19 protein-coding genes and 1 pseudogene are annotated in these 19,489 nt (G+C 63.2%); 10 read left to right on the top strand and 10 right to left on the bottom strand.

The genetic code is table 11. The features are described from left to right. Window positions 1-73: 73 nt before the first annotated feature. Window positions 74-1,378, top strand: a complete 1,305-nt coding sequence (locus tag E4L98_RS19370; protein WP_229257473.1) for a M24 family metallopeptidase — start codon at window positions 74-76, stop codon at window positions 1,376-1,378. A gap of 119 nt (window positions 1,379-1,497) precedes the next feature. Beyond that, window positions 1,498-1,989: a phasin family protein gene (locus E4L98_RS19375; RefSeq protein WP_135203182.1), complete on the top strand. Its 492-nt coding sequence runs from the start codon at window positions 1,498-1,500 to the stop codon at window positions 1,987-1,989. Window positions 1,990-1,993: 4 nt separating this feature from the next. On the opposite strand, the gene E4L98_RS19380 is transcribed toward E4L98_RS19375, so the two are convergent. Then, window positions 1,994-2,989 carry an SDR family oxidoreductase gene (locus E4L98_RS19380; RefSeq protein WP_135203183.1) on the bottom strand — a complete coding sequence of 332 codons (996 nt, stop codon included), beginning with the start codon at window positions 2,987-2,989 and terminating at the stop codon, window positions 1,994-1,996. 72 nt (window positions 2,990-3,061) lie between these two features. After that, complete coding sequence (locus E4L98_RS19385) at window positions 3,062-3,724, bottom strand: glutathione S-transferase family protein (RefSeq protein ID WP_135203184.1); 663 nt, start codon at window positions 3,722-3,724, stop codon at window positions 3,062-3,064. Window positions 3,725-3,887: 163 nt separating this feature from the next. Between E4L98_RS19385 and E4L98_RS19390 the strand changes: the two genes are divergently transcribed. The 6 genes and pseudogenes from E4L98_RS19390 to E4L98_RS19415 form a co-directional block, all read left to right on the top strand. Then, complete coding sequence (locus E4L98_RS19390; protein WP_135203185.1) at window positions 3,888-4,649, top strand: MipA/OmpV family protein; 762 nt, start codon at window positions 3,888-3,890, stop codon at window positions 4,647-4,649. Window positions 4,650-4,701: 52 nt separating this feature from the next. After that, window positions 4,702-5,562 carry a CPBP family intramembrane glutamic endopeptidase gene (locus E4L98_RS19395; RefSeq protein ID WP_135203186.1) on the top strand — a complete coding sequence of 287 codons (861 nt, stop codon included), beginning with the start codon at window positions 4,702-4,704 and terminating at the stop codon, window positions 5,560-5,562. Window positions 5,563-5,571: 9 nt separating this feature from the next. Beyond that, window positions 5,572-7,440: an AI-2E family transporter gene (locus E4L98_RS19400; RefSeq protein WP_167761385.1), complete on the top strand. Its 1,869-nt coding sequence runs from the start codon at window positions 5,572-5,574 to the stop codon at window positions 7,438-7,440. Window positions 7,441-7,544: 104 nt separating this feature from the next. Further along, window positions 7,545-7,814, top strand: a complete 270-nt coding sequence (locus E4L98_RS19405) for an acylphosphatase (RefSeq protein ID WP_135203187.1) — start codon at window positions 7,545-7,547, stop codon at window positions 7,812-7,814. A gap of 106 nt (window positions 7,815-7,920) precedes the next feature. After that, window positions 7,921-8,199, top strand: a complete 279-nt coding sequence (locus tag E4L98_RS19410) for a hypothetical protein (RefSeq protein ID WP_135203188.1) — start codon at window positions 7,921-7,923, stop codon at window positions 8,197-8,199. Window positions 8,200-8,259: 60 nt separating this feature from the next. Further along, window positions 8,260-8,508: pseudogene (locus tag E4L98_RS19415) on the top strand (DUF3597 domain-containing protein); the annotation flags it as partial. Here the strand turns inward: E4L98_RS19415 and phoR are convergent. The 7 genes from phoR to pstS form a co-directional block, all read right to left on the bottom strand. Continuing rightward, window positions 8,505-9,818: a phosphate regulon sensor histidine kinase PhoR gene (phoR, locus tag E4L98_RS19420; RefSeq protein ID WP_135203190.1), complete on the bottom strand. Its 1,314-nt coding sequence runs from the start codon at window positions 9,816-9,818 to the stop codon at window positions 8,505-8,507. The pseudogene E4L98_RS19415 and the gene phoR overlap by 4 nt on opposite strands. A gap of 11 nt (window positions 9,819-9,829) precedes the next feature. After that, window positions 9,830-10,522, bottom strand: coding sequence for a phosphate regulon transcriptional regulator PhoB (phoB, locus tag E4L98_RS19425; protein ID WP_135203191.1), 693 nt, complete (start codon window positions 10,520-10,522; stop codon window positions 9,830-9,832). A gap of 12 nt (window positions 10,523-10,534) precedes the next feature. Further along, entirely contained in the window at window positions 10,535-11,242 is a 708-nt protein-coding gene (gene phoU, locus E4L98_RS19430) for a phosphate signaling complex protein PhoU (protein WP_135203192.1), read from the bottom strand. A gap of 37 nt (window positions 11,243-11,279) precedes the next feature. Continuing rightward, window positions 11,280-12,083: a phosphate ABC transporter ATP-binding protein PstB gene (gene pstB, locus E4L98_RS19435; RefSeq protein ID WP_135203193.1), complete on the bottom strand. Its 804-nt coding sequence runs from the start codon at window positions 12,081-12,083 to the stop codon at window positions 11,280-11,282. Between the two features lie 20 nt (window positions 12,084-12,103). Continuing rightward, window positions 12,104-12,976: a phosphate ABC transporter permease PstA gene (gene pstA, locus E4L98_RS19440; RefSeq protein ID WP_135203194.1), complete on the bottom strand. Its 873-nt coding sequence runs from the start codon at window positions 12,974-12,976 to the stop codon at window positions 12,104-12,106. Further along, a complete protein-coding gene (gene pstC / locus E4L98_RS19445; protein ID WP_135203229.1) occupies window positions 12,976-13,929 on the bottom strand; it encodes a phosphate ABC transporter permease subunit PstC in 954 nt (317 codons plus the stop codon). The genes pstA and pstC overlap by 1 nt, the downstream gene beginning before the upstream one ends. 197 nt (window positions 13,930-14,126) lie before the next feature. Beyond that, a complete protein-coding gene (gene pstS, locus E4L98_RS19450; RefSeq protein WP_135203195.1) occupies window positions 14,127-15,173 on the bottom strand; it encodes a phosphate ABC transporter substrate-binding protein PstS in 1,047 nt (348 codons plus the stop codon). A gap of 280 nt (window positions 15,174-15,453) precedes the next feature. On the opposite strand from pstS, the gene ppk1 reads away from it, so the two are divergent. Together ppk1 and sixA are read left to right on the top strand one after the other, a co-directional pair. Beyond that, on the top strand, window positions 15,454-17,550 hold the full coding sequence (gene ppk1 / locus E4L98_RS19455; protein WP_135203196.1) for a polyphosphate kinase 1: 2,097 nt from the start codon (window positions 15,454-15,456) through the stop codon (window positions 17,548-17,550). Between the two features lie 74 nt (window positions 17,551-17,624). Beyond that, window positions 17,625-18,092 (top strand): phosphohistidine phosphatase SixA, encoded by a 468-nt coding sequence (gene sixA / locus E4L98_RS19460; RefSeq protein WP_135203197.1) that lies wholly within the window; start codon window positions 17,625-17,627, stop codon window positions 18,090-18,092. Window positions 18,093-18,348: 256 nt separating this feature from the next. Here sixA and E4L98_RS19465 read toward each other — a convergent pair whose 3' ends face one another. Next, a complete protein-coding gene (locus tag E4L98_RS19465) occupies window positions 18,349-19,461 on the bottom strand; it encodes a polyamine ABC transporter substrate-binding protein (RefSeq protein ID WP_135203198.1) in 1,113 nt (370 codons plus the stop codon). Window positions 19,462-19,489 lie beyond the last annotated feature (28 nt).

Raw genomic sequence — 19,489 nt, forward strand, 5'->3', positions numbered from 1 at the left:
TCTCCTCAAAATGTAGCGGCTATTATAAATATTGTTGGTTGACATTGCCTAAATCCCGCCGCAAGATTTACGGATGAAAAAATTCCTCTTTGCCATGTCTCTGCTGCTGGCTGCAGCGTCCCAGGCCCAGGTCTTGTCGGTGCGCGACCAGGCCACCGTCGTCAATGAACTGCTGGCGGACCGCTTCGAGCACTTGCTGCCGGCCGCCATGGAGCAGACCGGCATCGACATGTGGGTGGTGGTGGCACGCGAGTACAACGAAGACCCGGTGCTGAAGACCATGCTGCCGGCCGAATGGCTGAACGCCCGCCGCCGCACCATCCTGGTGTTTTACCGCGACGGCAAGAGCGGCAAGGTGGAACGCCTGGCCGTGGCGCGCTACAACGTCGGCAAGAGCATCACCGCCGCCTGGGACATGAAAAAATTCCCCGACCAGTGGGCCGCGCTGGTGGACATCATCAAGCAACGCAACCCGGTCAAGATCGCGCTGAACACCTCGGCCAACTTCGGCCACGCGGACGGCATCGACCATACCGAATACACCGAACTGCTGGCCGCGCTGCCGGCCGACTACAAGCGCCGCGTGGTGTCGGCCGAGCCGCTGGCCGTGCGCTGGCTGGAGACCCGTACCGAAAGGGAAATGCAGATCTACCCGCAACTGGTCAACGCCACCCACAAGATCATCGAGGAAGGCTTTTCCGAGCGCGTGATCACCCCCGGCATCACCACCGCCGACGACGTGGTGTGGTGGTTCCGCCAGAAGATCCGCGATCTCGGTTATGACACCTGGTTCCATCCGTCGGTGGAGATCCAGCGCCAGGGCAAGGGCCTGGCCAATCCCGACATCATCATCCCCGGCGACCTGCTGCACGTGGACATCGGCATCACCTATTTGCGTCTGAACACCGACATCCAGCAGCACGCCTACGTACTGAAGCCGGGCGAGACGGCCGCGCCGAAAGCGCTGGTGCAAGCCTTTGCCAACGCCAACCGCGTGCAGGACATCCTGCTGTCGCAGTTTCAGCAAGGCCGCAGCGGCAACCAGATGTTGGCGGCCGCGCTCAGGCAGGCCACGGCGGAAAACCTGCAGCCGACCATCTACACGCATCCGATCGGCTACCACGGCCATGCGGCCGGGCCGGCCATCGGCATGTGGGACATGCAGGGCGGCGTGCCCGGCACCGGCGATGAACAGCTGCGCTACCGCACCGCCTACTCGATCGAGCTGAACGCGGCCACCGCGATTCCTGGCTATCAGGAGCCGGTGCGCATCATGCTGGAAGAGGATGCCTATTTCGATGAAAGCGGCATCCGCTACATCAACGGCCGGCAAAAAGAGCTGCTGCTCCTGCCACGGCGCGCGCCAAACGTTGAATAGGAAAAACAAATAGTTCCTGCAAGCTCGGGAGTGCCATATCGCGGCGACATTTGCGATGATAGTGGTGGACGTCAGGTTCCAAAACGTCCCCTCTTCCAACCCCGACCAGGAGCAAACTTATGAACTCGTTTGTGGAAACGCTGTCCCCGGCAGCGCGCAATCATGCGGAAGCCCGCATCGATTACTACACCGACCTGACCCAGGCGGTGCTGCACTCCCTGCGCCAGCTGACCGAGGCCAATGTGCAGTTCAGCCGCGAATGGCTGGACGATTCCACCAGCGCCCTGCGCACCGCGCTGCTGACGCCGCCATCCGAACGCACCGCCGACGCCGCACCGAAGGCGGCCGAGGCGACGCTGCACAAGCTGCAGGCTTACCATCAGAAGCTGGCGCAGGTGGCCAGCGAATTCCAGAATGAGCTGACCAAGGTGGCCCAGGAGCGCGTGCCGCAGACCGCGCGCACCGCGGGCGAGCTGGCCGATGCCGGCCGGCAGGCCGCCAGCCAGCATCTGACCGAGGAAAGCAACCGCTTCGCCAACCTCGCCAGCCAGAACAACGCGATGCCGCAAGCGGCGTCGATGCAGAGCGCGCCCGAAGGCAACCAGGGCTAAGCCATCACGGACCGCCGTTGCCGCCGACGGCGCCGTACACCTGGCCGGTGGCATAGCTGGATTCGTTCGACGCCAGCAGCACATAGACCGCCGCCAGCTCGGCCGGCTGGCCTGGCCGCTTCATCGGCGTATCCTCGCCAAACTTGGGCAGCTTGTCGGCCGGCTGCCCGCCCGTCACCTGTAGCGGCGTCCAGAACGGCCCGGGCGCCACCGCGTTCACCCGTATCCCTTTCGGCGCCAACTGCTTGGCCAGGCCCTTGGTGAAAATCATGATCGCGCCCTTGGTGGCCGCGTAATCGATGATGTTTTCGCCGGGATTGTAGGCGTTGACCGAGGACGTGTTGATGATCGTCGAACCCGGCTTCATCAGCGGGATGGCCGCCTTGGTGATCCAGAACATCGCATACACATTGGTCTTGAAGGTCTCGTCGAACTGCTCGGTCGAGATGTCCAGGATGGAATCGCGCGAGAACTGGCGCGCGGCATTGTTGACCAGGATATCGAGCCCGCCCAGTTGCTGCACGGCGTCGGCCACCAGCTTCTTGCAGAACGCCTCGTCCTTGATATCGCCCGGAATCGTCACCGCCTTGCGGCCCTCGGCACGTATCAGCTCGGCCACTTCGCGCGCATCGGGTTCTTCCGCCGGCAGGTAATTGATCGCCACATCGGCGCCCTCGCGCGCATAGGCGATGGCGGCGGCGCGGCCGATGCCGGAATCGCCGCCCGTGATCAGCGCCTTGCGGCCCTTCAGACGGCCGGAGCCCTTGTAGCTGGTTTCGCCGTGGTCGGGGCGCGGCGACATCTTGCTGGTCAGGCCCGGCCAGGGCTGCTGCTGCTTGGGAAACGGCGGCTTGGGATAGGCCGTGGTGGGATCTTTCGGCGGCTGATCGGGCTTGCCCTCGCTGCCCTGCTGCGCGCCGGCCGGCGCCATCGCCGCACCGAGCACGCCGGTGGCGGCGGCGCCGACCAGCAGGCGGCGCGAATGATTGAATGTATCCATGGATGGTCCTTTCCTGAGGAAGAACGGCCATGATTCCAACATCCGCCGCCGCACACTGTGCGCCAGTACGCTTTACAGGAAACGCTCCGGAATATCTTTCGCGAACGGATACATCGAAAAATACGGCTTGGCCTCGTCCAGCACCTGCTTGACCGACGGCCGCGTCACCAGCCGTTCGAAATAGCTCTGCAGGTGATGGTATTCCTCCGGAAACGGCAGCAGCGTATGGGCGTAGAACAGCGCGGGCGCGGCGGCGCAGTCGGCCAGGCTGAACGCTTCACCGCACATCCAGCTGCGTGTGGCCATGCGCCTCTCGATCATCTTGTAGGCCGTCTTCAGCTTGGTGCGCTCCTTGGTCTGGTCGCACATCATGCCGGTCAGATGGGCGTTGACGATGGTCTGCATCGGCTCCTGCACATAATTGTCGAAGAAGCGGTCCCACAGGCGCACGTCCAGCGCGTCGTCGCGGTTTTGCGGGATCATCAGCTGGGCGCCGGGGTGGTGCTGGTCGAGGTACTCGATGATGATCGACGTTTCCGGCACGTCGCGCAGCGGCGTGTGGTCGCGCAGCACCGGGAATTTGCACAGCGGCCAGATCGATTCCAGCTCGGCGCGGTCGGCTTCCTCGCCGAGATTGATGATGCGCTTTTCAAACTGGGTGCCGTTCTCATACAGCGCGATCAGTACCTTGTGACAGAACGAGGCCAGCGGGTGGTAATACAAAGTCAGCGACATAGGCAGCTCCAGAGTGCGCGGCAGCGCCGCGTGATACCAAAGATTCCAGCAAATGATACTTCAGACACGCCGATAGCGTTACATCATATTTATTGGGAAACTTCCCGCCGTCCAGAGCCGGGCACAAGGCGCCGGCGGACCTTCAGAACGGGAAAATACCACCATGCGCTACGCCATCCTCCTGACCATCGTCTCCATCTGTGCTTTCCACAACAAGAGCTTTGCCGAAGACCGCTTCTCCGCCGGCGGCGGGCTGGCCTACGTGCCCGAATACGCGGGCGCCGACAAAAGCCGTTTCGTCCCGCTGCCCTTCCTCGAACGCACCTGGGACAACGGCGTATTTGCCAGCACGCGCCGCGGCATCGGCTGGGGCACCGTCGCCGACGGCGTCAGCCTGAGCGCCGCCCTCAGCTATGACGGCGGCCGCGAAGACCACAAGAAAAGCTACTTCTCCGGCTCCGACGCACTCAAAGGCATGGGCAAGATCGAAGGCGCGGCGCAGGCGGTGCTGAGCGCCGGCTACCAGCTCGGCGATGTCGGCCTCAGCTTCAGCACCAACCAGAACCTCAGCCACCGCGAATATGGCGCCACCTACACGCTGGGTGGGTCGATGTCCCTGTACGCCGGTGCCGCCGACCAGCTGGGGCTGGGCGTGTCGGCGCAATATGGCGACCGCAAGCACGCGCAGACCTGGTTTGGCGTAACCGCCGAGCAGAGCGCGCGCTCGGGCTACCGCCAGCACACGGCCGGTGCCGGCTTCGAAACGGTCACGGCCGGCCTGAACTGGATGCATACGCTGGATCGCAACTGGTCGGTACTGACCATGGTCGGCGTCACCCGCCTGAGCGGCGACGCCGCCGACAGCCCGCTCACCAAGCGCAAGACCACGCCGATGGTCGTCACCGGCATCAGCTACAAGTTCTAAAGGCGGATCTGGTGCCTTGCGGTATCATTGACCAAAACTCATGATTGATGCAATGCCGCTCTATTTTTCCGCTTTTCTTTTCCTGGCGCTTGCGCTGGTGTCGGTCTGGGCCTCGCCATTACGGCTGGGTCGGCGCGATGTGCCGCTGTGGCTGCTGTTGCTGGTCATGGCGATGGCCTGGGGCCTGGTCGGCGGCGTGGTGCAGCCGGCCGCCATCGCCGCGCTGGCGGTGCTGATCGCAACCGCCTACGGCACGGCGACGGCACAGGCCGCGCCGGCGCGTCTGGCGCTGGGCCTGCTGACCGCCGTGCTGGCGCTGGCGCTGGCCATGCACAAGCTGCCCGGCTTCCATAATCCCGTGCTGATCGATAAGGCTGTGATTTCGGCCGGCGGCGCGCCGTTCACCCTGTACGCCAACTTCGACAAGGGTACGGTGGGCTTGGTGCTGCTGGCCTTGCTGTCGCGGCGGGTGCGCTCGTGGACCGAACTGGGCCAGGTGCTGCTCCGGACGCTGCCGGTGCTGCTGGCCACCATCGTCGTCACGCTGGGACTGGCACTGGCGGTGGGGGCGGTGCACATCGACCTCAAATTGCCGGCGCAGACTGCCACATTTTTGATGGCCAACCTGCTGTTCACGGTGGTCGCCGAGGAAGCGTTTTTCCGCGGTTTCCTGCAGGCGCGGCTGGCGGCGGCGCTGACGCGCTTCGCCTGGGGGCCCTGGCTGGCCGCGCTGGTGTCGGCCCTGTTGTTTGGCGCGGTCCACCTCGGCGGCGGGCTGGCGTATGGCATACTGGCCAGTATCGCCGGCCTCGGCTACGCGATCGCCTACCTGCGTGCGCAGCGCATCGAGGCGGCGATCGCCGTCCACATCGCGTTGAACGCGGTGCATTTCATCGCTTTTAGTTACCCGTAAGGAAACACGGTGTCAGATACGCTTGCGTCCCGCACTTTACCGGGGGCCGTTGCCGGCCTCGTCGGCACCGCCACGGTGCTCGCCCTGCTCTATTTCGGCCGCGATGTGCTGATCCCGATCACCCTGGCGTTCATTCTCAGCTTTTTGCTGGCGCCTTTCGTGCGCGCGCTGCGCCACCTGGGACTCGGTCCGACCACATCGGTCTGCGCCAGCGTGCTGGTGGTGACGGTGTCGCTGGTGGCGATCGGCGCCGTGCTGGTGCAGCAGGTCGGCATGATGGGTGCCAGCCTGCCCAAGTACCAGGACACCATCGCCGCCAAGATCGAGATATTGAACGAGCTGACGCGCGGCACCATCGGCAGCCTGGGCGGTCCGGCCGGCGACCTGATCGACCACTTCACGCAGGAAAATGGCGCGGCGCCGCAACCGGTCCAGCTGGCCGATGGCACGGCGCGCATGCCGGTGCTGGTGGAAATCCACGAGCCGGCGCTGAAGCCATTCCAGCTGCTGGCCAAGGTGGCGGCGTCGGTCTGGCCGCCGCTGGAAACGGCCGGCATCGTGTTCGTGGTGCTGATCTTCGTGCTGCTCGAACATGAATCGCTGCGCGACCGCTTCATCCGCCTGGCCGGCGGCGGCGATTTGCGCGCGACCACACTGGCGGTCAACGATGCCGGTGAGCGGCTGTCGCGCTTCTTCATTTCGCAGTTTCTGGTGAACATCGCCACCGGCCTGGCGATCTGGCTGGGCCTGGCTTTGCTGGGCGTCGGCCAGGCGCCGCTGTGGGGCGCGATGACGGCCGTGCTGCGCTTCATACCCTACGTCGGCGTGTGGATGGCGGCGGTCTGCGCGACGGTGCTGGCGGCGGCGGTCGATCCGGGCTGGTCGCTGGCGCTGATGACGCTGGGCCTGTTCCTGGCGGTGGAAATCATCGTCGCCCAGACCATCGAACCCAAGTTGTACGGCCATACCACCGGCCTGTCGCCGCTGTCGGTGGTGGTGTCGGCGATCTTCTGGAGCTGGATCTGGGGCCCGGTCGGGCTCGTGCTGTCGACGCCGCTGACGCTGTGCCTGGTGGTGGCGGGACGCTACATCCGCGCGCTGAAGGTCCTGGAAATCATGTTCGGCGAACTGCCGGCGCTGACCATGCCGCAAAACTTCTACCAGCGCGCGCTGTCGGGCGACGCGCACGAAATCGTCACCAGCGCCAAGCGCTATATGCAGCACAAATCGCTGGCCGAATACTGCGATGGCGTGCTGCTGCCGGCCCTGCACCTGGCGAACTTCGACCTGAAAGACGCGGCCATCACCGCCGATGAGGAAGAAAAGGTCACGTCCTCCATCATTGCCGTGATCGAAGCCCTGAGCGGCAACCCGAAATGGTGGAAGAAGCGCAAGCGCAGCACCGTGCTGACCGGCGGCGGCATCGGCCGCGAGTTGCGCGAGAGCCGCATTTCCGACACCGGCAAATACCAGGGCTCCTTCGATGTGCCGGCCGGCAGCGTGGTGCTGAGCGTGCCGCTGGGTTCGCAATCGGCCGAACTGGCGACCGAAATCCTGGTGCGCATCCTGCGCGAGCAAAAAATCGACGCGCGCAGCCGCACCATGGACGAGCTGGCGGAACCGCCGCCACCGGGCGCCAGCCCGGAGCTGGTCTCGATCGTCTGCCTGGTCAGCGTCGATCCGCTGAACGACTGCGACAAAATGAGCGCCGCGCTGGAAAAAATGCGCGCGCGCCTGCCGCACTGCAAGCAATTCGCGCTGCTGCTGCCGAGCCCGTTCGAAAACCCCGACCTGAAAACCTGCGTCTTCCCGCTGGCCGACCACGTCTCGCGCTCCTACGACGACATCCTGCACGCCTGCCAGCTGACAATGAAATAAAATCGGGGTCAGGTCTTTCATTGCGTCACGATCTCAACCGTAGCGCACGCTACGGTTGAGATCGTGACGCAATGAAAGACCTGACCCCGGAATAAGGAGTTGAGATGGCGCAAAGATTGGTGGTGACTGGTCTGGTGCAGGGCGTGGGCTACCGCGCGTCGTTCGAACGGCAGGCGCTGAGGTTGGGTTTGCGCGGCTGGGTACGCAACCGGCGCGATGGCTCGGTGGAGGCTACCGTGGAGGGTGCGGCGCCGGCGCTGGAGGAGATTGTCGCCTGGGCGCGCAAGGGGCCGCCTTCGGCGCGCGTGGATCATGTCGCCGTGGAGGAGGCGGACAACGACGCCAGCGATTTCAGGGTGTTGCCGACGTTGTGAACCGCCGCAAGCGGCCGCCGTCAAAAGCTCTAGGTTAGCCCGCGAACAGAAGTTCCCGCCAGACGCCGTAAGCTTCGCTTATCAAACCACTACAAGGGGAGCAACCATGGAATCTGAACACGCCATCGCCGTCAGCCAGCTGATCAACCACGGCGACCGCAACCAGCGCGCGGAAATCGTCAACCAACTGCTCAACAACGTCAGCCCCGAGATGCTGACCTCGCTGGCGGGCAGCATCGGCGAATTCCTCAGCCCCGGCGGCAAGCCCTTCGTCACCGCCGATCAGGCCGAGCAGATCACGCCGGCCCAGCTCGAGGAAATCGCCGCCACGGCCGAGCAGCATCAACCCGGCATCGTCGACCAGCTGTTCGCCCCGCTGAGCTAGACGGTCATGGACACGCTGAGCCGTATTTTCCACCAGATTTTTCTTCCGGGACAATCTGAAGTGGATGTCGCCGCCGTGCTGAATGCCCGCCAGCAAGGCGTGCTGTTGAACTGGCGTGCCTCGATCGTCGATCTGCTGCAGTTGCTGGGGCTGGACAGCAGCCCGCAGGCACGCCAGCAGCTGGCGCAGGAACTGCACTATGCGGGCGATCCCGGCCGTCCGGCGCTGATGAACGCCTGGCTGCACCGCCAGGTGATGAACAAGCTGGCGCAGAACGGCGGCAAGGTGCCGCCCGATCTGAAGGATTAGTTGCTCAGCAGCTCGGGCTGCGCATGCACCACCGCGCTCTTGGGCACGCAGACGATGAAGCTGCTGCCCTTGCCCGCCTCCGACTTGATCTGCAGCGTGCTGTTGTGACGCAGCAGCACGTGCTTGACGATGGCCAGGCCCAGGCCGGTGCCCTGCGTCTCGCGCGAGCGGCTCTTGTCGACGCGGTAGAAGCGCTCGGTCAGGCGCGAGATGTGCTCGGGGCTGATGCCGATGCCGGTATCTTCCACCACGAACTTGACGCCGCCGTCGTACTCCCGCCACACCAGGTGGATGCGCCCGCCGGCCGGCGTGTAGCGCACCGCGTTCGACGCCAGGTTGCCGAACGCCGAATGCAGTTCCTCATACGAGCCGGTCACGTCCGGACCGCTGACTTCCATGGTGATCTCATGCTTGCCGGACGACAGCGCGCGCGCCTCGCGCAGCACCTGGTCCATCAGCTTGCGCACGTCCACCGGCTCGGGCCGCATCGGATAATCGACCGATTCCAGGCGCGACAGGGTCAGCATGTCCTCGATCAGGTGCTGCATGCGGTGGCCCTGCTCCGTCATCAGCTTCAGGTGGGCGGCGCGCGTGGCCGCGTCCAGCCCCTCCTGCGCGGCGATTTCCAGGAAGCCGACGATCACCGTCAGCGGCGTGCGCAATTCGTGCGAGGCGTTGGCGATGAAGTCGCGGCGCATTTCCTCGATGCGCTCGGTCTCGGTGGCGTCGTGCGTCACCAGGATCTGGCGGCGGTTCTCGAACGGGATGATGTGCACGATCAGCTTGCGCTCGCGGAAGCTGATGGTCAGCGGCTGGTCGTAACGGCCCAGGATGATGTAATCCATGAAGTCCGGGTTGCGCACCAGGTTGGTCACGCGCATGCCCTTGTCGCGCTCGTTGCTCAGGCCCAGATGCTGTTCCGCGGCCGGGTTGCACCACTCAAGGAACAGCACGTCGTCCATGATCACCACGCCGTCCGGCAGCAAATGCATGGCCTGGCGGAAGCGCGCCAGCCACTCGGTCAGCTCGGCCTGGTTTTTCTCGTCGTCGCGGCGCATGCGGTACAGGCGCGAGAAGATGTTGGTCCACTCGCCCCAGCCATCCGGCAGCTTGGCGCTTTGCGGATCGTCCATCCAGTTGCTGAGCTGGTACAGATACGACAGCTGCACGAACACCAGCGCCATCATGCAGATGAGCGCCAGCACCAGGCCACTCTTCCAGCCGAACATCCAGCCCGCCACCCAGCAGCCCGCCAGGATGATGGCGGTGCGTAAGGCGGCCGGTACCCAGAATACCAGTTTCGGATTCATAGACAGCAGACTTAGGTTTTTTCCGACAGCATGTAGCCGACGCTACGCACGGTTTTGATCAGATGCTCGGCTTCCTTCAGCGCCTTGCGCAGACGCAACACGTGGACGTCGACGGTGCGTTCCTCGATCACCACGTGGTCGCCCCACACCTTGTCCAGCAGCTGGCTGCGCGAGAACACGCGTTCCGGATGCGCCAGCAGGAATTTCAGCAGCTTGTATTCGGCATGGCCGATGTCGATCTTGCTCTCGTCCATGGTGACGGTGCAGCTGACCGGGTCGAGCGCGATATTGGCGGCGCGCATCACCGATTGCGCGTGCTCGGGCGCCTTGCGCCGCAGCAGCGCCTTGGCGCGCGCCAGCAGCTCGCGCGGCGAGAACGGCTTGGTGACGTAATCGTCGGCGCCGGTGTTGAGGCCGGCCAGCTTGTCCTCTTCCATGCTCTTGGCGGTCAGCATGATCACCGGGATGTCGTTGAACTGGCGGTCGGCGCGGATGCGCGCCAGCAGCCGGATGCCGGTCGAGTCCGGCAACATCCAGTCCAGCAGGATCAGCTGCGGGGTCTTGCTCTGGATGAAGTCCCAGGCCTCGCCCGCGCTTTGGACGGCGCAGCAGTTCCAGCCTGCCTCGCGCAGCGAAAACGTCACCAGCTCGACGATGGCCGGTTCGTCTTCGACGATCAATACGGTAGTTTTATCGGATGCCATGTATCTCTTGTTTTATTCAGCTTGCTCAGGCTCGCCCGTGTGCGCGGACTTGCTGTGGCGGATGTCCTTGCCCTCGACGACGTAGATCACGTATTCCGCAATGTTCTTGGCGTGGTCGCCGATGCGTTCGATCGCCTTGGCCACCCACAGCGTATCCAGCGCGGCCGAGATGGTGCGCGGATCTTCCATCATGAAGGTGATCAGGTTGCGCATGATCGAGCGGAATTCGTGGTCGATCACGGCATCCTGGGCAATCAGCTGCAGTGCCTGCTTGCCGTCGTTGCGGGCGAAGGCATCCAGCGCGTCGTGCAGCAGGTCGCTGGTGTTGTTGGCGATGTTGCGCACCATTTCATAGTGGTTGACCGTCACCGCGCCGCGCGCGTGCAGCGCCTTGGCGGTGCGGGCGATCTTGGTGGCCTCGTCGCCGATGCGCTCGAGGTCGGTGATGACCTTGATCGTGGCCATGATGGTGCGCAGGTCGTTGGCGGCCGGCTGGCGGCGCACGATCAGGTGGCTGCAGGCGTCGTCCAGCGACACTTCCAGCTGGTTGACGGCGTCGTCCTCGCGCATCACGCGGTCGGCGCGCTCGGCGTTGCCGATGCGGAAGCAGGTCATGGCGTCGAGGAACTGGGTCTCGACGATGCCGCCCATCAGCAGCACCTTGCTGCGGATGGCTTCGAGTTCGTTGTCGTACTGCTTGGATGAATGCTCACCGATCATGCTGCTCTCCGATTGCGAATTGGTATTATAAGGTTGATCAGCCGAAACGGCCGGTGATGTAATCCTGGGTTTCCTTGCGGGCCGGATTCATGAAGATCTGGTCGGTCTCGCCGAACTCCACCAGCTCGCCCAGGTACATATAGGCGGTGTAGTCCGAGCAACGGGCCGCCTGCTGCATGTTGTGGGTGACGATGGCGATGGTGTAATCCTGCTTCAGCTCGCTGATCAGCTCTTCCACCTTCGAGGTCGAGATCGGGTCCAGCGCCGAGGTCGGCTCGTCCAGCAGCAGCACGTCGGGCTTGACCGCCACGCCGCGGGCGATGCACAGACGCTGCTGCTGGCCGCCGGACAGCGACAGGCCGCTCTTGCTCAGCTTGTCCTTGACCTCGGTCCACAGCGCGGCCTTCTTCAGCGCCCATTCGACGCGCTCGTCCATCTCGCCTTTCGACAGGTCTTCGTACAGGCGCACGCCGAAGGCGATGTTGTCGTAGATCGACATCGGGAACGGGGTCGGCTTCTGGAACACCATGCCGACCTTGGCGCGCAACATGTTCAGATCCTGGCCGTCTTCCAGGATGTTACGGCCGCGGTACAGGATGGAACCTTCGGCGCGCTGGCCCGGGTAGAGGTCGTACATGCGGTTCAGCGTGCGCAGCAGCGTCGATTTGCCGCAGCCCGACGGGCCGATGAAGGCCGTCACCTGGCGCTCATGGATGTCCAGGCTGACGTTGTGCAGGCTCTGGGTCTTACCGTAGAAAAAATTCAGACCCGAAATCTCGATGGTTTTGCGTTTGCCGGCATTCATGGTGGCGGTGTTCTCTTGGCTCAGTTGCGTATTCATTGGATGGATTCGCTTATCAATTAGTTCGGTGCTTTTTGGGCAAACAGGGTGCGCGAGATGATGTTCAGCGCGAGCACGCTGAAGGTCACCAGCAGCGCGCCGCCCCAGGCCAGTTCGCGCCAGTTGTCGTACGGGCTCATGGCGAAGCCGTAGATCACCACCGGCAGGTTGGCCATCGGCGCGTTCATGTCGGCGCTGAAGAACTGGTTGTTCAGGGCGGTGAACAACAGCGGCGCGGTTTCGCCCGAGATACGGGCCACGGCCAGCAGCACGCCGGTGATCACACCGGCCTTGACCGCGCGCAGACGCACCATCATCGCCACCTTCCAGCGCGGCGCGCCCAGCGCGAACGCGGCTTCCAGCAGGCTGTTCGGCACCAGGCGCAGCATGTTGTCGGTGGTGCGCACCACCACCGGCACGGCGATCAGCGCCAGCGCGATGGAACCGGCATAACCGGAATAGTGCTTGGCGGTGGCCACATACATGGCCCAGACGAACATGCCGATCACGATCGACGGCGCCGACAGCATGATGTCGGTGACGAAGCGGGTCACGGAGGCGACCTTGTTCTCGTTGCCGTACTCGGCCAGATAGATGCCGGCCAGGATGCCGATCGGGGTCGAAATCAGGGTCGACAGGGTGACGATCATCAGGCTGCCGACGATCGCATTCATCAGGCCGCCGCCCTCGCTGCCCGGCGCCGGCGTGGTCTGGGTGAACATGTGCAGGCTCAGCGCGCCGAAGCCCTTGACGGCCAGCGTGATCAGGATCCAGGCCAGCACGATCAGGCCGATCGCCATGCCCAGCACCGACAGCGCGATGCCGATGCGGTGCGTCATCAAACGCTTGCGATAAACCGGATTCATCGCGGCTTTTTCAGTGGTTGCGCTCATTACTTGGTGCCTTCCTTGCGAGACATGCCAGCCAACATCAGCTTGGCTGCGGACAGAACGATAAAGGTGATCACGAACAGGATCAGCGCCAGCGCGAACAGCGACGAGGTGTGCAGCGGCGTGTCCGATTCGGCGAATTCATTGGCCAGGGTCGAGGCGATCGAGTTGCCCGGTGCGAACAGCGACATCGACAGCTTGTTGGCGTTGCCGATCACGAAGGTGACGGCCATGGTTTCCCCCAGCGCGCGGCCCAGGCCCAGCATGACGCCGCCGACCACGCCGGTCTTGGTGTACGGCAGCACGATCTTGCGCACCACTTCCCAGCGGGTACAGCCCAGGCCGTACGCCGATTCCTTCAGCACGGCCGGCACGATCTCGAACACGTCGCGCATCACCGAGGAGATGAACGGGATGATCATCACGGCCAGGATCAGCGCGGCGGTCAGGATGCCGATGCCCATCGTCGGTCCCTGGAACAGCTCGCCGATCAGCGGCAGGTGGCCGAGGGTATTCTTCAGCAGCGGTTGCACGTAGTCGCCGAACAGCGGCGCGAACACGAACAGGCCCCACATGCCGTAAATGATGGACGGGATGCCGGCCAGCAGTTCCACCGCGGTGCCCAGCGGACGGCGCAGCGACGGCGGGCAGATCTCGGTCAGGAACAGCGCGATGCCGAACGACACCGGGAAGGCGATCAGCAGCGCGATGCCGGAGGTGGCCAGGGTGCCGACGATGGCGATCAGCGCGCCGTACTGGTCGTTGACAGGATCCCATTCGACCGTGGAGATGAAGCCGGGGCCGAATTCCTTGAACGCCGGCCAGGCGCCGACCATCAGCGAAATGATAATACCGAGCAGGACCGCCAGCACCGACAAGGCGAACAGCATGGTGGTCTTGTGGAAGAAGAAATCCTGGATACGCTGCTTGCGCATCACCCGCAGCATGTTCTGCATTGCGGCCTGGTCGGCCGCGCTCACGGCGTGGTTGCTGGATGTGGCCAAGGCCGGCTCCGATTTGGATAGTGGCGAGGAAGTGATATCTGCGCTCATATTGTTGTCTCGATGATGTAAGCTAGCCTGCGGGTCCCGGCCGGGAGCCGCAGGCTAACCCCCTCGCCGCCGCGACTGCTGGCGGCGAAGGGAATCAGGGATTAGTAGATGGCCTTGCCCGCAGCGTCTTTCAGGTTGGCTTTCCAGGAATCCTGCACCAGCTTGACAACGTTGGCTGGCAGTGGAACGTAGTCCAGTTCGGTGGCAGCGGCGCCGCCGTTCTTGAAGGCCCAGTCGAAGAACTTCACGACTTCCTTGCCCTTGGCAGCGTCAGCCTGCACCTTGTGCATCAGGATGAACGACACGCCGGTGATCGGCCACGAGTTTTTGCCGGCCTGGTCGGTCAGCACCACGCCGAAGCCCGGGGTCTTGGTCCACTCGGCGTTCGAGGCGGCGGCCTTGAAGAACTCGTCGTCCGGCTGCAGGAAGTTGCCGTCCTTGTTCTTCAGCTGGGTGTGGGTCATCTTGTTCTTCTTGGCGTAGGCCCATTCGACGTAGCCGATCGAGCCTTTGATGCGCTGCACGTTGGCGGCCACGCCTTCGTTGCCCTTGCCGCCCACGCCGACGATCCATTTCACCGCGGTCGATGCGCCGATCTTGGTCTTGAATTCGGCATTGGTCTTCGACAGGAAGTCGGTGAACAGGAACGAGGTGCCGGAACCGTCGGCGCGGTGCACCACGGTGATTTCGTCGGCCGGCAGTTTCACGCCCGGGTTCAGGGCGGTGATCGCCTGGTCATTCCACTTGGTGATCTTGCCCAGGTAGATGTCGGCCACGACCGGACCGGTCAGCTTCAGCTGGCCTGGGTTGACGCCGTCGATGTTCACCACGGTCACCACGCCGCCCATGATGGCCGGGAACTGGGTCAGGCCTTCCTTGTCCAGTTCCTCGGCTGCCAGCGGCATGTCCGAAGCGCCGAAGTCGACGGTCTTGGCCTTGATTTGCTTGATGCCGGCGCCCGAACCGACCGACTGGTAGTTCAGACCGTTGCCGGTGGATGCTTTGTACGTCTCGGCCCACTTGGCGTAGATCGGGTAGGGGAAGGTCGCGCCGGCGCCGGTCATATCGGCGGCGGTGGCAGCCGACGAGAAGGCCATGACAGCCGCTGCGCCTACCATCAGGGAAGAGATCATTTGTTTCAGTCGCATTTCAAGTCCTTTGTTATGACAGGTTAGGATGCTGCGCAGTGTAACGGTCGTTTATGACAGCTTTATGACATGGCCAAAATATCTTAAAAATATTCTTTCCAGCCCTGCTCCCTCTGTAAACATGCGGTCTTGCCGCGCCATGTTACGCCGCCTTGTCATAATTCGGCGCGATTTATGACATGCTTTGTCACGGTGTTGTCATATTTCCTCTTTACACTGTTGCAATCATTCTTGGCTAAACGCGCTAGAATGGAGTGACCTGCAAAGTGATTAAAAAGACATGAAGCCTGACTTGCATGCGGAAGTAAATAAGAACTCGGCTTTTCTGGACCGGGAACTGTCGCAACTGATGTTCAACCGCCGGGTGCTGGCGCAAGCCGAAGATAAAAGCATTCCCTTATTAGAGCGTCTGCGTTACCTGTGCATCTGCAGCAGCAACCTCGACGAATTTTTTGAAGTGCGCGTGGCCAGCCTGCTGGCGGCCGGCGCGGTGGACGGCTCGCTGGCCAGCCACCCGGCCCTGGTGGCCACCCTGTCCCGGGTCAGCCAGGAGTGCCACGAGCTGGTGGCGCACCAATATGGCATCCTCAACAACGAAATCCTGCCGGAGATGGCCGTCAACGGCATCCACCTGGTGCGCCACAACGAGCGCAATGAAGCGCAGCGCGCCTGGGTCAAGGAATATTTCGACACCGAGGTGCGCCCGCTGCTGACGCCGATCGGCCTCGACCCGGCCCACCCGTTTCCGCAGGTGGTGAACAAGAGCCTGAATTTCATCGTCTCGCTGACCGGCAAGGACGCCTTCGGCCGCGGCACCGGCATCGCCATCGTCAAGGCGCCGCGCGTGTTGCCGCGCGTGATCCGCCTGCCCGACCACCTGTCGAAAAGCGGCGGCATCTCGTTCTGTCTGCTGTCCTCGGTGATCCACGCGCATATCTCCGACCTGTTCGCCGGCCGCGAGGTGATCGGCTATTCGCAGTTCCGCGTCACCCGCGACAGCGACCTGTGGGTGGACGAGGACGAGGTGAAGAATCTGCGCCAGGCGCTCAAGGGCGAACTGGTCGGCCGCCAGTTCGGCGCCTCGGTACGGCTGGAAGTGGCCAAGAACTGCCCGCCCGAGCTGTCGCAATTCCTGCTCGACCAGTTCGGCCTGCACCAGAGCCGGCTGTATGCGGTCAACGGCCCGGTGAACCTGGTGCGCCTGAACGAGATCATGGATCACGTCAACAACCCGGCGCTGCGCTTCCCGCCGTTCTTCCCCGGCGTGGCGCACAAGACCACCAGCCAGGATATTTTTGCGGCCCTGCGTGAAAACGATATCCTGCTGCACCATCCTTATCAGTCGTTCCAGACGGTGATCGATTTCATCCGCGCCGCCGCGCACGACCCCAATGTGGTGGCGATCAAGCAGACGATTTACCGCACCGGCATGAACTCGGACCTGATGGAGTCGCTGATCGCCGCCGCCAGGGCCGGCAAGGAAGTCACGGTCATTGTCGAACTCAAGGCGCGCTTCGACGAGGAAGCCAACATCAACTGGGCCGACAAGCTGGAACAGGCCGGCGCCCAGGTGGTGTATGGCGTGGTCGGCCTGAAGACCCACGCCAAGGTGGCGCTGGTGATACGCCGCGAGGACAACAAGCTGCGCTACTACGCCCATCTCGGCACCGGCAACTACCACCCGACCACCACCAAGTTCTACACCGACTTCGGCCTGCTGACCTGCCACCCCGGCATCAGCCAGGAGGTCAACGAAGTGTTCATCCACCTGACCTCGCTGACCAAGCCGCACCGGCTGACGCACCTGTGGCTGGCGCCGTTCGCGCTGCAGAACGAGATCATCAAGGCGATCCGCAACGAGGCGCGCATCGCGCGCGCGGGACGTCCGGGGCGGATTATTGTTAAAATCAATGCACTGGTGGACGAATCGGTGATCCGCGCGCTGTACGCGGCATCGAAGGATGGCGTGAAGATCGACCTGATCGTGCGCGGCGCCTGCACCCTCAAGCCCGGCGTGCCGGGCCTGTCGGAAAACATCAAGGTGCGCTCCATCATCGGCCGCTTCCTGGAACACAGCCGCATCTATTACTTCCGCAACGACCTGGCGCACGACACCTACCTGGCCAGCGCGGACTGGATGAGCCGCAACCTGTTCCGCCGGATCGAAGTCGCCTTCCCGGTGCTGGACAAGGCGCTGAAACGGCGGGTGATGGCCGAAGGCCTGACCCCGTATTTGAAGGACAATATGAATGCCTGGGAACTGGAAGCGGACGGCCACTACCAGCGCCGCAAGGCGCGCGGCAAGCAGGCCGCGTTCAGCGCCCAGCAGCACCTGATGGACACGCTGGGCACGCCGCAAAGCCATCTGGGGGAATGAGCACCGGCGCGCCGGGAGGTGCGCGGTGGGGATCTGTTTTCAAATGTGTCTGAGATAGAAGCCAGGAGAAAAACATGGATCTCATTTTATGGCGGCATGCGGAGGCGGAAGACGCCGCTCCCGGCATGACCGATCTGGAACGGGCGCTGACCGGCAAGGGCCAGAAGCAGGCGCGCCGCATGGGGCAATGGCTGAACACGCAGCTGCCGGACAGCTGCAAGATTCTGTCCAGCCCGGCGGTGCGCACGCTGCAGACGGTGGAAGCGCTGAACCGCAAATTCAAGATCCACACCGATCTGGCGCCGGGCGCCGATCCGGCCGACATCCTCAAGGCCGTCAACTGGCCGGGCAACAAGGATACCGTGCTGGTGGTCGGCCATCAGCCGACGCTGGGCCAGGTCGCCGCCATGCTGCTGACCGGCGACGATCTGGAATGGGACATCCGCAAGGCCAGCGCCTGGTGGTTCGCCCAGCGCGATCCTGGCGACGCCGCCAGTGTCTATCTGAAAGCCGTGATGGCCGCCGACCTGGTGGTGAAATAGGCTTGTAAAGCCACTCGCATCTGCTAAAGTTTAATTGCATCAACTGCGAGTGGGAGGCCATCATGATGTTCAGCTTACTCACGATGGGCATCTTTGGAGGCATGATCGCCCTGGTTGTTTATGAGCTGGTGCAGGAAACGCGCGGCAGCAAAGACAGACTCATCGACCGCTATCACGAATAGCACTCTGCTTCATCCGAAGCCTACGGCGCCAGCGGCGTGTCCCCAAGGACCACGCCACTCGCGCCGTTCACCGTTTACACGCCGGTCTTGAACTTGGTGTAGATGCGGGTGATGTTGCGGCGGATGTCGGCCGGCACCGCTTCAGGCGGGGTCATGCGTTTCTTGTCCTCCTCGGACAAAAACACCGTCTTGTTGCCGGCGATATCCTTGCGCACCAACTTGACGCTGGCCGCGTTCGGATTGGCGTAAAACACCTTGTTGGTCAGGCTGGCGTGCACCTCCGGACGCATGATGTAGTTGATCCACAGGTGCGCATTGTTCGGGTGCGGCGCGTCGGCCGGGATCGCCATGGTGTCGAACACCAGCGCGGCCGAGGTCTTCGGCACCAGCACCTCGATCACATTGCCGTTCTTGGCGTCGATCGCGCGCTGACGCGCGATGTTGATGTCGCCCGACCAGCCCAGCGCCACGCACACGGCGCCATTGGCCATGTCATTGATGTAGCCGGACGAACTGAACAAGGTCACATACGGGCGGATCGCCTGCAGCACCTTGGCCGCCTCGGCGTAATCGGCGGCGTTCTTCGAGAAGGCCGGCTTGCCGGCATAAATCAGCGCCGGCGGCAGCACCTCGGACGGCGAGTCGAGGAAGGAAATACCGCACGATTTCAGCTTGGCGGCGTATTTCGGATTGAACACCAGTTCCCAGGCGTTGTCCGGCATCGGCATGCCGCCCAGCGCCGCCTTCACCTTGTTGACGTTGATGCCGACCGTGGTGTAGCCCCACAGCCAGTCCACCAGGTAATCGTTGCCCGGATCGATGTTGGCCAGCTTGGCCTGGATCGCCGGATCGAGGTTCTTCAGATTCGGCAGCTTGGACTTGTCCAGCTTGCGCAGCAGCTTGCCATCGATCTGCAGACGCGCCCATTGCGCGGTCGGCACCACGATGTCGTAGCCGGATTTGCCGGCCACCAGCTTGGAGTTCAGGATTTCGTTGTTATCGAACAGGTCGTAACGGACCTTGATGCCGGTTTCTTTTTCAAAATTCTTAACCGTATCCTCGGCGATATAGTCCGACCAGTTATAGATATTGAGGACTTTTTCCTCTTGCGCCTGGGCTGCAGCCTGCCCCGCGCTTACCATCAAACCGGCCGCCAACAGCGCCGCGCCAACGAACTTCCCTGCCATAACACCTCCGAGATGGGATTCAATCACA

Source organism: Duganella callida, from assembly GCF_004614165.1.
Classification (GTDB): Bacteria; Pseudomonadota; Gammaproteobacteria; order Burkholderiales; family Burkholderiaceae_D; genus Rugamonas; species Rugamonas callida.